11 protein-coding genes and 1 pseudogene are annotated in these 12,662 nt (G+C 57.7%); 5 read left to right on the forward strand and 7 right to left on the reverse strand.

Features of this window, described 5'->3' with window-relative positions:
- The first annotated feature begins 54 nt into the window (after nt 1-54).
- The 3 genes from GXB78_RS17390 to GXB78_RS17400 all read left to right on the forward strand — a co-directional run bounded on the left by GXB78_RS17390 (nt 55) and on the right by GXB78_RS17400 (nt 2,904).
- The gene (locus GXB78_RS17390; protein ID WP_329516285.1) at nt 55-843 is read left to right on the forward strand and encodes an AraC family transcriptional regulator; all 789 of its coding nucleotides are present in this window, start codon (nt 55-57) and stop codon (nt 841-843) included.
- Between the two features lie 221 nt (nt 844-1,064).
- Nucleotides 1,065-1,526 (forward strand): hypothetical protein, encoded by a 462-nt coding sequence (locus GXB78_RS17395; protein WP_329516287.1) that lies wholly within the window; start codon nt 1,065-1,067, stop codon nt 1,524-1,526.
- Nucleotides 1,527-1,929: 403 nt separating this feature from the next.
- Nucleotides 1,930-2,904, forward strand: coding sequence for a TerC family protein (locus tag GXB78_RS17400; protein ID WP_329516289.1), 975 nt, complete (start codon nt 1,930-1,932; stop codon nt 2,902-2,904).
- 124 nt (nt 2,905-3,028) lie between these two features.
- Here GXB78_RS17400 and GXB78_RS17405 read toward each other — a convergent pair whose 3' ends face one another.
- Both GXB78_RS17405 and GXB78_RS17410 read right to left on the reverse strand, forming a co-directional pair.
- Nucleotides 3,029-4,129, reverse strand: coding sequence for a polyamine ABC transporter substrate-binding protein (locus GXB78_RS17405; protein WP_329516290.1), 1,101 nt, complete (start codon nt 4,127-4,129; stop codon nt 3,029-3,031).
- Between the two features lie 331 nt (nt 4,130-4,460).
- Nucleotides 4,461-5,867: a purine-cytosine permease family protein gene (locus GXB78_RS17410; RefSeq protein WP_329516291.1), complete on the reverse strand. Its 1,407-nt coding sequence runs from the start codon at nt 5,865-5,867 to the stop codon at nt 4,461-4,463.
- 323 nt (nt 5,868-6,190) lie between these two features.
- On the opposite strand from GXB78_RS17410, the gene GXB78_RS17415 reads away from it, so the two are divergent.
- The gene (locus GXB78_RS17415; protein ID WP_329516292.1) at nt 6,191-6,676 is read left to right on the forward strand and encodes a flavin reductase family protein; all 486 of its coding nucleotides are present in this window, start codon (nt 6,191-6,193) and stop codon (nt 6,674-6,676) included.
- A gap of 140 nt (nt 6,677-6,816) precedes the next feature.
- Here GXB78_RS17415 and GXB78_RS28195 read toward each other — a convergent pair whose 3' ends face one another.
- Together GXB78_RS28195 and GXB78_RS28200 are read right to left on the reverse strand one after the other, a co-directional pair.
- Nucleotides 6,817-7,584 (reverse strand): methyl-accepting chemotaxis protein, encoded by a 768-nt coding sequence (locus GXB78_RS28195; RefSeq protein ID WP_370593578.1) that lies wholly within the window; start codon nt 7,582-7,584, stop codon nt 6,817-6,819.
- Between the two features lie 138 nt (nt 7,585-7,722).
- Nucleotides 7,723-8,763: pseudogene (locus GXB78_RS28200) on the reverse strand (cache domain-containing protein); the annotation flags it as partial.
- Between the two features lie 203 nt (nt 8,764-8,966).
- On the opposite strand from GXB78_RS28200, the gene GXB78_RS17425 reads away from it, so the two are divergent.
- Complete coding sequence (locus GXB78_RS17425; protein ID WP_329516295.1) at nt 8,967-10,010, forward strand: LLM class flavin-dependent oxidoreductase; 1,044 nt, start codon at nt 8,967-8,969, stop codon at nt 10,008-10,010.
- Between the two features lie 85 nt (nt 10,011-10,095).
- Here GXB78_RS17425 and GXB78_RS17430 read toward each other — a convergent pair whose 3' ends face one another.
- From GXB78_RS17430 to GXB78_RS17440, 3 genes are all read right to left on the reverse strand, one after another.
- The gene (locus GXB78_RS17430; RefSeq protein ID WP_329516296.1) at nt 10,096-11,103 is read right to left on the reverse strand and encodes a glycosyltransferase family 2 protein; all 1,008 of its coding nucleotides are present in this window, start codon (nt 11,101-11,103) and stop codon (nt 10,096-10,098) included.
- Nucleotides 11,104-11,781: 678 nt separating this feature from the next.
- Nucleotides 11,782-12,312, reverse strand: a complete 531-nt coding sequence (locus GXB78_RS17435) for a hypothetical protein (protein ID WP_329516484.1) — start codon at nt 12,310-12,312, stop codon at nt 11,782-11,784.
- A 32-nt stretch (nt 12,313-12,344) separates the two neighbouring features.
- A complete protein-coding gene (locus GXB78_RS17440; RefSeq protein WP_329516297.1) occupies nt 12,345-12,656 on the reverse strand; it encodes a hypothetical protein in 312 nt (103 codons plus the stop codon).
- Nucleotides 12,657-12,662: the final 6 nt, after the last annotated feature.

A 12,662-nucleotide genomic window follows, 5' to 3' on the forward strand; every position in this document is an offset into this window, starting at 1 on the left:
GCGAACGACTCTAACGTGACTGGCAATTACCGACTAACGCCGAAGAGCCGCCAGATGCCGCCTAAAGGACAAGCCAAAAGCGTTCGCCGCAGTGTTCCCGGGCTACCGAGCCTGCCGCGCCCCGTGTACGGACGCACCGAATCACTGCCCAACCGCGCCCTCACCCGCCGTCACAGTCATCCGTGGGTGCAGTTGTCCTATGCGATTCAGGGCGTGCTCGAAGTGCAGACCAGCGCCGGCCGTTTCGTCGCGCCGCCGGAGCGTGCGGTGTGGATTCCGGCGGGTGTGCCGCACCGGGTGTTCAGCGCGCCACACACGGAAATGCGCAGCCTGTATATCGACAGCAGCGTCACCGGTTGGGCGGCTGAACATTGCCATGTGCTCGGCGTCAGCGATCTGCTCAGGGAATTGATCCGCGCCTTCAGTCAGGTCCCGGTGGAGTATGACGAGAACGGCCCTGACGGACGCCTCGCCCAAGTCATCCTCGATCAGCTAGCCGATGCGCCAACCATCGACCTGATGCTGCCGCTGCCACAAGACCCGCGCCTGAAGCAGATCTATCAGAGCCTCGAACAACACCCGGAACAGCAGACCACCCTGAGCCACTGGAGCGACAAGTTCGGCGTCACCGAAAAGACCCTGACGCGCCTGTTCCTGCGCGACACCGGCCTGACTTTCCGCGCCTGGCGCCAGCGCCTGCGCCTGCTTGGCGCTCTGACGCCGCTGGAAAAAGGTGAGCGTGTGACGGATGTTGCGCTGGCCTGCGGATACGACTCGACCTCGGCGTTTATCGCCGCGTTTCGTCAGCAGTTTGGGCAGACACCGGGGGAATTTTTTCGTTGAGGATGTTCCGATTTTCGTATCAGGGCCAGTTAATCAGGCTCTTTATCTGCGAGCAAAAATACGGTTCGGTAACATGCATCCGCACTAACACGACAACCATTACAAGGCAACTGTCAACCCTGACAGTGTTGCCTCCTCCTTATAGCGCGTACTTTGAAATCGGCATTAGCCACCCCAGGCCGTTCTATACGAACTGAGGACCCTCAACGGAGCTCTAAGAGATGCTGAATATTAACTACGTAAAGCTTGGATTAACGCCTGAATTATTTGATAAAACCAGCCGGACCTCGGATCTGTTCACAGCAGACTTCTCACCTGCTTTCCCCCCCATGGACAGGGGGTTTGTAGCTAACCGCTTTATCTATAAATCCTTGACTGATGACTCGATCAGCCTGATCGGGCAGTACGTTACCGGTGAAAGTTTAGAATTTGTGGCCATAATTTTGCCTCTTGAACTGGCAAATGGGCCGCATCCGATTGTTGGTCCGGAACAAACAGGCGTTACCGCCTTTGTAGCGGCTAGCGGGCTGATCTATGACGGGATAAAAGGTGAGCTAACGATCAAGCAAACAGTTGATGCAGCTACAGGCATAAAAACCGCGACAGGAGGTTTCACTTTTCACATAAAGTACGTACTGGAAACGCATACCGTAAAAGGGAAGTTCAATGTAGCTTCCAATTGACGGCGATGACACCACTTCCCGACTCACATTCGGGAAGTTTTTTTTAAGCGCCAAGCCGCTAGCGTTAGCTTCAGAAAGCCAATAGCTCCCTTCCTGACGCCGTGCGCTTATTTCAGTGCACCGCCAACCTGCTAGGTTGTAGTACAACCCCAGCCTCCGAGCGCCGTAAAGAACCAAGGGAGAACACCCGCTTCCTGATAAACGTGCCGCACGGTTTCATAGCAATTTCTCTTTCCTACAGAACCTTTCGTCAAATCATTAGCAAATCCAAAATCGAATGCCCACTCACATATTTCGTTTTTCTCGAACTATCCATAAAAAATATACGATTTTTCTTTGCCACAAATCCGTCGCTAGTATGGCCCCGTCTGACTCAACTCAAACAAGAGACAGGGAGCGTGCCATGCCTGCCACGAACATCAATATCGGCGAACCCTGGATGTGGGGCGCCTTCATCGTCTTCGTTCTGGCCATGCTGGCCCTGGACCTGTTTGTCTTTGGCGGGCGCAAGGCGCACCGGGTGTCGGTGCGTGAAGCGTCGGCCTGGGTGGTTGCCTGGTCCTTGTTGGCGCTGAGCTTTGCCGGGTTGCTCTGGTGGTATCTGCACGGTGAATTCGGCGGTGAGATTGCCCGGCAGAAAACCCTGGAATTCCTCACCGGCTATCTCATTGAACAATCGCTGTCGATCGACAACATGTTCGTCTTCGTGATGATCTTCAGCTACTTCGCCGTGCCGCCGGAATTGCAACGGCGCGTGCTGCTGTACGGCGTGCTCGGCGCGATCGTGATGCGCGCGGTGATGATCTTCGCCGGCGTGTGGCTGGTGTCGCAGTTCGAATGGCTGTTGTATGCGTTCGGTGTATTCCTGATCATCACCGGGATCAAGATGCTGGTCTTCGCTGATCATCAACCGGATCTCGATAACAACCCGCTGTTGCGCTGGGTGCGCGGGCATATGCGCATCACCAGCGGCTTTCACGGCGAGAAGTTTTTCATTCTGCAAAACGGCGTGCGCTGGGCGACTCCGATGTTTCTGGTACTGGTGCTGATCGAGGCCAGCGATTTGATGTTCGCCGTCGACAGCATCCCGGCGATCTTCGCCGTCACTACCGACCCGTTCATTGTCTTCACCTCGAACATCTTCGCGATCATGGGCCTGCGCGCGCTGTACTTCCTGCTGGCGGACATGGCTGACCGTTTTCACCTGCTCAAATACGGGCTGGCGATCGTGCTGGTGTTCATCGGCGGCAAGATGGTGCTGATGCCATGGTTCCACATGCCAGTGGAGTGGTCGCTGGCGGTGGTTGGCTCGGTGATTCTCGGGTCGGTGCTGTTGAGTCTGGCGACCAGCCGCGAGGCTGAGCGCAGCCCTGAATGACACCACCCAACCCCACCTGTGGGAGCGAGCCTGCTCGCGAATACGCCAAATCAGTCAACATTTGAGTTGAATGACCCACCGCTTTCGCGAGCAGGCTCGCTCCCACATTTGAAGTGCGGTGGTGTTATTTATCGGACTTGATGCTGGTCCAAGCCCGCGTCCGCACCCGCTCCATTTTCTGCGGCAACGGTTGCACCACATACAGGGTTTTCAGCGCTTCGCTGGTCGGGGTCAGGTTGGGGTTGTCGGTGATGTCCTTGTTGACCAGCGGCATCGAGTCCTTGTTGGCATTCGGGTAGCCGAGGAAATCGCTGATCGGGGCGATCACTTTCGGGTCGAGCAAGTGGTTGAGGAATTCGTGCGCCTCAGCGACGTTCTTCGCGCTCTTCGGAATGGCGAACGTATCGAACCAGATCGGCGCGCCCTCCTTGGGCAAGCGCCAATCGACCACCACGCCGTTGCCCGCCTCTTTGGCACGATTGCCGAACTGGTAGAAGCTGCCGGAGTAACCGATCGCCACGCAGATGTCGCCGTTGGCGATGTCGGTCATGTACTTGGCCGAGTTGAAGTAGGTCACGTACGGGCGAATCTTCATCATCAAGGCCTTGGCCTTTTCGTAGTCCGCCGGGTTCTGGCTGTTCGGATCGAGGCCGAGGTAATGCAGGGCCAGGGGCAGGATCTCCGACGGCGAATCGAGCATCGCCACGCCACAGGCCTTGAGCTTTTCCATGTTCTCGGGCTTGAACACCAGATCCCAGCTGTCGACCGGCGCATTCTCGCCCAGCGCAGCCTTGACCTTGGCCGGGTTGAAGCCGATCAGCACGGTGCCATACATGTACGGCACGCCGTACTGGTTGCCGGGGTCGTTGGCGTCGAGCAACTTGAGCAAAGCCGGATCCTGATGCTGCCAGTTCGGCAGTTTCGATTTGTCGAGTTTCTGGAACACGCCGGCCTTGATCTGGGTTTCGATGAACTGATTGGACGGCACCACCAGGTCGTAACCGGAGTTGCCGGTGAGCAGTTTGGCTTCCAGGGATTCGTTGGTGTCGAAGGTGTCCCAGGTCACTTTGATCTTGCTTTGCTCGGCGAAATCCTTGGGCACCGACGGCAGGATGTAATCCGCCCAGTTGTACACCCGCAGTTCGCGCTGCTCGGCCTGGACGGCGCTGGCCAGCAGCGTCAGGCCACACACGGTGGCGCCCAGAATGCGTTTGATCGTGACCATGGTTGTTTCCCCGAATGCGACGTGAGATCGATGGTTTTTATGTTCTGTACACGGCAGTGGCTGTAACGATAGCCAAGGGCAAAAAAGGTCGAGCCTGTTGTTATGGTTTCGATTCTTGCTGACAGCGTAGCGCGGTGACAGTAGGCGGCAGGCCAAAAGGGGATCGATATGGCCAATTTGCGTGACCGCTGAAATACTCGGGACGGCCGAAAACCAGTTGTGGCGAGGGAGCTTGCTCCCGCTGGTGCGTGTATCGGCCCCGCCTGCGCTGCAGAAATGCGGGGCCTGCTGCGCAGTCCAGCGGGAGCAAGCTCCCTCGCCACAGAATTGCTTACGAGCGATAGCTCAGTTTTGCCGCCCTGCTCTGCTGCGCCTGCCCACGGGTCGCCAGGCAGTAATACAGCGGCACGGTGACCACCAGGCCAACCAGCCACGACAGGTCGGCACCTTCGACGAGATTGGCGTACGGCCCGACGTACAGAGAGGTGTTGGCAAACGGCAGTTGCACGATGATGCCGATGAAGTAGGCAATGATCGCGTGCAGGTTGAAGCGGCCGTAGATGCCGCCGTCGGCGCGGAAGATCGAGGTGATGTCGTAATTGCCGCGCTTGATCAGGTAGAAGTCGATCAGGTTGATCGACGCCCACGGCACCAGCACCAGCAACAACGCCAGAATCAGCCCGATGAACTGGGAAATGAAATCCGCCGAAGCGCCGAGGGCGACCACGCAGCAGCCGGCCAGGATCACGCTCGACAGCACCACGCGCACCTTGATACTCGGCGTCCACTGGCTGGCAAAGGTCTGAATCGAGGTGATGATCGACAACACCGCGCCATACAGATTCAGCGCGTTGTGGCTGATGATGTTGAGCAGAAACAGCACCATCAGAATCGGCCCCAGCCAGCCGGTGGACTGCTTGACCGCTGCCATTGCCTCAGTGCTCTCCGGCGTCGCCAGTACCGCCACCGCGCCAAAACTGAACGACAGAATCGTGCCCAGCGTCGCGCCCAGATACGTCGCCCAGAACGGTTTGGCAATGCCGATGTCCGCCGGCAGATATCGCGAATAGTCGGAGACGTATGGCGAGAAGCTGATCTGCCAGATGATCCCCAGCGACACCGTCGCCAGCCAGCCGGAGAGATTGAAACTCCCGCGCGTGAGGAAGTCCGCCGGCAAGTCATGGGCGAAGATGTAGATGAACCCGGCGAGCAACGCGCCGCCCATCACCCAGGTGCCGATGCGGTTGAGGGTGTGGATGAAGTTGTAGCCGATCACACCGATCGCCGTAGCAGCCAGCGCGCCGATCAGAATGCTCAGCGGCGCTGGCACAGACGGCGCAATGCCGACGATGGATTTGCCCGCCAGCACGATGTTGGAAATGAAGAAACCGATGTAGATGAGCGCTGCGAAGAACACGATCAGCAGCGCGCCATAACGCCCGAACTGACCGCGGCTCTGGACCATTTGCGGAATGCCCATGCGCGGGCCCTGCGCCGAGGCCAGCGCAATTACCACGCCGCCGATCATGTGCCCCAGCGCAATCGCCAGCAGCCCCCAGAACAGATTGAGATGGAACACCTGAACCACCATGGCGCCGGTGACGATGGGCAGTGGCGCGATGTTGGTGCTGAACCACAGAGTGAACAGGTCGCGGGCCTTCCCGTGGCGTTCCGCGAGTGGGACGTAATCGACCGTATGATTCTCGATCAACGGATCTTGCCGGGACATCTGGGACATATGCATGAACTCGAGTTTGTCTGTTTTTATCTTTGTATGAAGCCAAACCGGGAGGACTTTTGGGTCGCCCCTCAGATGCAGACCATATTATGGTATTCCAAACTTTGCACAAGCCTGATCCGCTGATTCTGTCGCTCTCTGATCCGCTATCCTCGCTGATCCCTCCCCTGACCGGCTAGCTGAAAGCCCCGTAAACGCTGAGTTTCCGACGAAAGTGCCACGTTTATCGGTTCACCCGAAAACCCCTTGCAAGATATGTATTACGGTATACCATCAGACCTACAAACCATAAAAACCGCGTCACACCACCCGAGGACCACCCAATGATCGATGCTGCCATTTACAAACAAGTCATGGGCTCGTTCCCGTCCGGCGTCACCGTCATCACCACGCTGGACGACGACGGCCAGATCGTCGGCCTGACCGCCAGCGCGTTCAGCTCGCTGTCGATGGACCCGGCGCTGGTGCTGTTCTGCCCCAACTACAGCTCCGACTCCTATCCCGTGCTGATCAAGAGCAAACGCTTTGCGATTCACCTGTTGTCCAGCGTGCAGCAAAGCGAGGCCTATGCCTTCGCCCGCAAAGGCAAGGACAAGGCGCAGGGCATCGAGTGGACGTTGAGCGAACTGGGCAACCCGATCCTCGCCAATGCGACGGCGGTGATCGAGTGCGAGTTGTGGCGTGAATACGAAGGTGGCGACCACGCGATCATGGTCGGCGCGGTGAAGAACCTGATCGTCCCCGAGCAAGTCGCCGGGCCGCTGGTGTATTGCCACGGCAAGATGGGTGCGTTGCCGGTTGTGGCTTGATTTCTCAAATCCGCCGAAAAGCCATGTGGGAGCGAGCCTGCTCGCGAATGCAATGGGTCAGTTGTTACATTTTTGACTGACCCGACGCCTTCGCGAGCAGGCTCGCTCCCACAGATTTTGGTGTTGCCTGGACGGCCGTGTCAGGTACGGAACCGGCTCACTAACTGATTCAACGTCTGCGACAACGCCGTCAGGTTCTGCGCATCCTGGCGAGTCGAATCCGCCAGGCTCGCCACCAACTGCGCATCGCCATGAATCTGGCTGATGTGCCGATTGATGTCCTCCGCCACTTGATGCTGTTCCTCCGCCGCCGTGGCGATCTGGGTGTTCATGTCGCGGATCACGTCGACCGATTCACGGATCAATTCAAAGCTCGCCCGCGCCTCGTTGATCGACACCACGGTTTCCTGCGAAACCTCAAGGCTGGCGTGCATCTGCTTGCCCATCTGGTGGGTGCGCCGCGCCAGATTGCCCAGCAGTGCGTCAATCTCACCAGTGGAATCCGAGGTGCGTTTGGCCAGCGCACGAACTTCATCGGCGACCACGGCAAAGCCCCTGCCCTGTTCACCGGCGCGCGCGGCTTCGATGGCGGCGTTGAGCGCGAGCAGATTGGTCTGCTCGGCAATCGAGCGGATGGTGCCGAGGATCGACTGGATGTCGTTGCTGTCCTGCTCCAGTTGCTGCATCGACTCGGCACTGTGGCCGATCTCCTGACTCAAGCGCCCGACGTTGCTCACCGCCGCGTCGATCTGCTGCTGCCCGGTGTGTGCCTGACGCTGACCGTTGTCTGCCGAGTCGGCCGCTTGACTGCACGAACGCGCGACCTCGTTGGAGGTGGCGACCATTTCGTGGAACGCGGTCGACACCATGTCCACCGCCTCACGCTGACGCGAAGCGACGTCGGCCATTTCCGCCGAGACTTCGGTGGCGCTGCCGGAGCTGCTGTGAATCTGCCCGGCCGCCTGGCCGATACGCTGAATCAGCGTGCGGATCGCTTCGAGAAACTGATTGAACCAGCCGGCCAGTTGCGCGGTTTCATCCTGCCCGCGTACTTCCAGTCGCGCAGTCAGATCACCCTCGCCTTGAGCAATGCCTTCGAGACCGCTGGCGACACCGCGAATCGGCTTGACCATCAAACCGGCAAACCACGCGCCGGCCATTGCAAACAACAGTGCGCAAACCACAGCGATAGCGCCGATCAGCCAAGTCAAACGAGTCGCCTCTGCCATCACTTCGCTCGCCTTGACCAAGCCGACAAACCGCCAGCCCAACGCCTGCGACGGCCAGACCAGCGCCATGTAATCCTCGCCGGCCAATTGCACCTCGACCAGGCCTTTGCCCGCCTCGGCCAGTTGCTGATAACCGTCGCCGAGATCGCTGAGTTTCTTGAAGTTGTGGGCCGGATCGCTTGGGTCCACCAGCACGGTGTTGTTGGCTTCCATCAACATCAGATAACCGCTTTCGCCGAGGCGGATCTGCTTGACCAGATCGGTCAACTGCTTGAGCGACACATCGATGTTGACCACACCGGCATTGCTGCCCAACTGGTTGTTGAAGCTGCGCACGGTGCTCACCAGCACCACGTCATCCGCCGCCCAGTAATAGGCCTCGGTGCGCAGGGTCTTGCCGGGATTTGCCATCGCCGTTTTGTACCAGGGCCGGGTGCGCGGATCGTAGTTCGCCAGTTGCGCATCGCCCGGCCAGAACAGATAACCGCCCTGCTCGATGCCGACGGACAGATAGGTATAGGCCGGGTGGGCCTTGGCCAGACCGTCGAACAGCTTGAACAACTGTTGATCCTGCGGCCCCATCGGCACGTGCGCGGCGTCGCTGCTCAGGTAGCGTTTGAGGCTGGTGTCGATGCTTTGCAACTGCGGGTGCTCGGCCAGGTAAGCAACGTTCTGGCTGATGCCCTCGAAAAACAGCTGCATGGCGTTTTCCACCTGACGCACTTCGCGCCCGGTGCTGTCGGTAAAGGTGTCGCGCGCGCCCTCACGGACATTGAGGATGATCAGCGCTGCCACCAGTAACACCGGCAGGCTGGCGATTACCGCAAACGCCAGAGTCAGTTTTTGTTTTATGTTCATTGCTTGCGCCTTCCTTGTTCGAAGTGTCGGTCAGAAATATTTTGCGGATATTCCGTATTATGGTATACCAATATTCAATCAACCGAACAGCCGTCCTCGAAGGCGTGCTTGAATGGTGAGAAGACTCGCGAGCGCAACGCGTTCACGTCAGTTCGACAGGCCCGCACACGACCGGCCAATTACAAAAGACTCGAGGTAGCGTCATGAAATTTTCCCTGTTCGTACACATGGAACGCTGGGACGAAAGCGTCAGCCACCGCCAACTGTTCGAAGACCTGACCGAACTGACCCTGATGGCCGAGGCCGGCGGCTTCAGCACCGTGTGGATCGGCGAACATCACGCCATGGAATACACCATCTCCCCAAGCCCGATGCCGCTGCTGGCCTACCTCGCAGCGAAAACCACGACCATTCACCTCGGCGCCGGCACCATCATCGCGCCGTTCTGGCACCCGCTGCGCGTCGCCGGCGAATGCGCCCTGCTCGACGTGATCAGCAACGGCCGCATGGAAGTCGGCCTCGCACGCGGCGCCTATCAGGTTGAATTCGACCGCATGGCCGGCGGCATGCCCGCCTCCAGCGGCGGCCAGGCCCTGCGCGAAATGGTCCCGGTGGTCCGCTCCCTGTGGCAAGGCGACTACGCCCACGACGGCGACATCTGGAAATTCCCCACCTCGACCAGCGTGCCGAAACCGATCCAGAAACCGAACCCGCCGATGTGGATCGCCGCCCGCGACCCCGACTCGCACAACTTCGCCGTGGCCAACGGCTGCAACGTCATGGTCACGCCTTTGATGAAAGGCGACGAAGAAGTCCTCGACCTGAAGAACAAATTCCAGACCGCACTCGACAACAACCCAGACGTACCGCGCCCGCAATTGATGGTGCTGCGCCACACCCACGTGCACACCGCTGATAACCCGGATGGCTGGAAGGTCGGGGCGAAAGCCATCTCACGTTTCTATCGCACTTTTGATGCGTGGTTTGGCAACAAGGAAACCCCGGTCAACGGCTTTCTTGCGCCGAGTCCTGAAGAGAAGTTTGCAGGGCGTCCGGAGTTTGAGCTGGAGAGCCTGCACAAGACCGCGATGATCGGCACGCCGGAAGAGATTATTCCGCGGATCAAGTACTACCAGGAACTGGGGGTGGATGAGTTCAGTTTCTGGTGTGACAACAGCTTGCCGCATGAAGAGAAGAAGAAGTCGCTGGAGTTGTTTATCAAGCATGTGGTGCCGGCGTTTCGCTGAGAACCTCGTAACTGAACAGCAACAAAAAGGGGCGAATTCATCGATATGAATTCACCCCTTTTTTGCGCTTGTCGGCAAGTGAACGCTACCCCTGAGCGGCGGCTTTTCGACTCCGGCGCGATTGCTTCAGATTGAAACGCAGCTTGCGCACCCCGTGAACGATGCGCGGAAACCACAGCGTCCAGCGAGTGTGCAACAGCACCCCGCAATCACGGCTGTCTTGCCGCGTCGTCGAGGTAATCTGCTGTGGCAACGGCACACCATACTTGATGCACTTGGTGATCAGTGCGTCGACATTGCGCTCCATGAAATTCAGCGCGACTTCGCGCCCGGCACTGAACGCAGCAATGTGCCTTTTCAACGCTGCCAGAGTGTCGCGATACGCGGCATAACTGCCCATCACGTACTCGACATCCTTATGGCTCTGCGTCAGCGAACCACTCCTGACCCGTTGAAAGTAATAGTCCGATGCCGTGGAAAAAGTGGCCTGGCTGTGCAGGTAGATATTCATGCTGAACACATGATCTTCATGCGCCCGACCTTCCAGCCGGACCACAAAACGCTCGCACACCGAACGCTTGAAAATGTATTGCCACGTCGCCGCGTGATACTTGCCGGACAAAATCAGATCCTGCAGCAAGTCGCGCCCCGCATCGAACCAGCCATTGCGGCTCGCGGCGGTGTTACGTCGCAGCAACTGCTTCGCACCGTCCACTTCGGTGTACGAACGCTTGGAAAAATAAAACAACTCAAGCGCCGCGTTGGCCTGCACCTGCTCCACCAGCGTCGAAAACAGCTCCGGGCTGACCACATCGTCCGGATCGCAGAAGAACACATACTCGCCGCTCGCCAACGCCAGACCATTGCGCCGGGCAGCGCCCACGCCCTGATTGATCTGGGTGACCACTTTGACTTCCGGGCGATGGCCAAAACCAGCCTCAATCACCGCGAGCGTGCCATCGGTCGAGCCGTCGTTGATCAAGATGATTTCATGCAACGGCACGGGTTGATTGAGCAGCGAATCGAGGGTTTCAGCGATGTAGGACTCAACGTTGTACGTGGGGATGACGACGGAAATTTTCGGGACAGACACGTTGTTGAGCACCTGAGATGACGGCCTAGGCCGTTACGGGATTGGTGAGGCAGGGTTGACGTGCGCGGCCGCAGGAAGGCACGTACTCGAATGATTCACGACACAGTGATGCCGTTATGCTTTCGCATGATAAATGGCCAACGGTTGGGGCGTCAAAGAACGAGGCCAGTTGTATTGCAGCCATGACTTAATCGTCATCTACGAGGAACAGCATTACCGGGAAGTCTGGCAAAAGCTCTGCGTGATGAGATGCACCATCAAGCGCAGAGCCTAGAGTAGATTTGTGGGGATCCCTCAGGGTCCGCCCCCATTTATCCTCTTACGTGGGCTCGTCGTCCCAGAAATTTCCGGCGGGTGCGTATTGTCCATTTCGGAAAACAGCGCACCAACCAAAGCTTCGATAGAACATTTCAAGATCGATGATCTGGTAAAGGCCTTCGCTAATGTTGCTTAAGGTAATCAAACTGTTCGCATAGTGGGTGTATTGACCCCCCGCCCCGGCGATCGCACGTCGCTCCAATTCGTCACGACTCCAGCCAGATACGATCCCGGATGATTCAGGGACTGTATCCGAGAAGGAAATTTCGAATTGCGTTGAAACCTTGCAAAGACAGGGAATCCGTTACTGCCTGAGCAAGTCATCGAAGATGAGGTTGTCAGGGAAATGAATGTGTAATTTCAAATGGCTAAGGCTCCGATGAGGCTACGTTGACCCGGCTGGGTGACATCGTAAACATGCTGCTCGCAACCCGGCCCGACAAACTGAAACTCCACCAGGTAGACCTTGCTTCGCTCCGGCGTAAAAGTGCTGTTCAGCGGCCCGCAGCTATAAGTATTGCCGGTGCCCATGCCGTTGGAACGCCCCGACACCTCGAAGGGTTCGTCGGCATTGGCTGGCGTTTCCAACTGAGGGAAGTGCTTGAACGTGGCGCTATTGGCCGCTTCGCTGAGTTTGGCGATCCAGCCGAATACTTTGCCCCGCCCGGAATCCACCACAGTACCCAGCACTTCCATTCGTTGATCGGGATCTGAAGCCCGGCGAACCGAGAACTCGACAGGGTATGTGTAACCTGTCGATTTCATGATGACTTTGGCGTGTTTTGCATCTGGCGTTGCCGTTCTTTGCTGAATTTGGACACCATCCTTTAAAAGACTGGGGGAAGAGTCTCTGACGTTTGCATGGCAGCCCAGCAATAGGAGAGCTAGCATTAATTGCAAGAGAATTAATTTGCAGTTACCTCTCACTCCTCACCTCTCATCCGCTGATTCAAACGTAGGCTTTTCATAAGAGGACTCTCGCCGCCAGTAATCTCGATTTTAAACTTGGCGTACGCTGTTTCAAGGTCGCGGTATTGTCGTAGCCCTCCTTCAATAAAGGCGTAGGTGCCTGGAATGTCATTCCATTGAACGGGAATTACAATTGTCCCCGCACGAGCATCTGCTATCAAAGTCGACAATGCTTTATGCAAACAACTAACCTTCGCATCAGATGCATATTTAGAGATAACTTCCTCCAGATACTCCGCACTTTCCCTCAACATCATCTGGTCCATATCCAA

Origin of the sequence: Pseudomonas moraviensis subsp. stanleyae (assembly GCF_036283065.1) — a bacterium.
Taxonomy (GTDB): Bacteria; Pseudomonadota; Gammaproteobacteria; order Pseudomonadales; family Pseudomonadaceae; genus Aquipseudomonas; species Aquipseudomonas stanleyae.

Excerpts from the sequence above, each read along its gene's own strand:
- GXB78_RS17440 (WP_329516297.1), bottom strand. The coding sequence starts at position 12,656 with ATGGACCAGATGATGTTGAGGGAAAGTGCGGAGTATCTGGAGGAAGTT.
- GXB78_RS17400 (WP_329516289.1), top strand. The coding sequence starts at position 1,930 with ATGCCTGCCACGAACATCAATATCGGCGAACCCTGGATGTGGGGCGCC.
- GXB78_RS28195 (WP_370593578.1), bottom strand. The coding sequence starts at position 7,584 with ATGGCCGACGTCGCTTCGCGTCAGCGTGAGGCGGTGGACATGGTGTCG.
- GXB78_RS17405 (WP_329516290.1), bottom strand. The coding sequence starts at position 4,129 with ATGGTCACGATCAAACGCATTCTGGGCGCCACCGTGTGTGGCCTGACG.
- GXB78_RS17425 (WP_329516295.1), top strand. The coding sequence starts at position 8,967 with ATGAAATTTTCCCTGTTCGTACACATGGAACGCTGGGACGAAAGCGTC.
- GXB78_RS17390 (WP_329516285.1), top strand. The coding sequence starts at position 55 with ATGCCGCCTAAAGGACAAGCCAAAAGCGTTCGCCGCAGTGTTCCCGGG.
- GXB78_RS17435 (WP_329516484.1), bottom strand. The coding sequence starts at position 12,312 with ATGCTAGCTCTCCTATTGCTGGGCTGCCATGCAAACGTCAGAGACTCT.
- GXB78_RS17410 (WP_329516291.1), bottom strand. The coding sequence starts at position 5,867 with ATGTCCCAGATGTCCCGGCAAGATCCGTTGATCGAGAATCATACGGTC.
- GXB78_RS17415 (WP_329516292.1), top strand. The coding sequence starts at position 6,191 with ATGATCGATGCTGCCATTTACAAACAAGTCATGGGCTCGTTCCCGTCC.
- GXB78_RS17395 (WP_329516287.1), top strand. The coding sequence starts at position 1,065 with ATGCTGAATATTAACTACGTAAAGCTTGGATTAACGCCTGAATTATTT.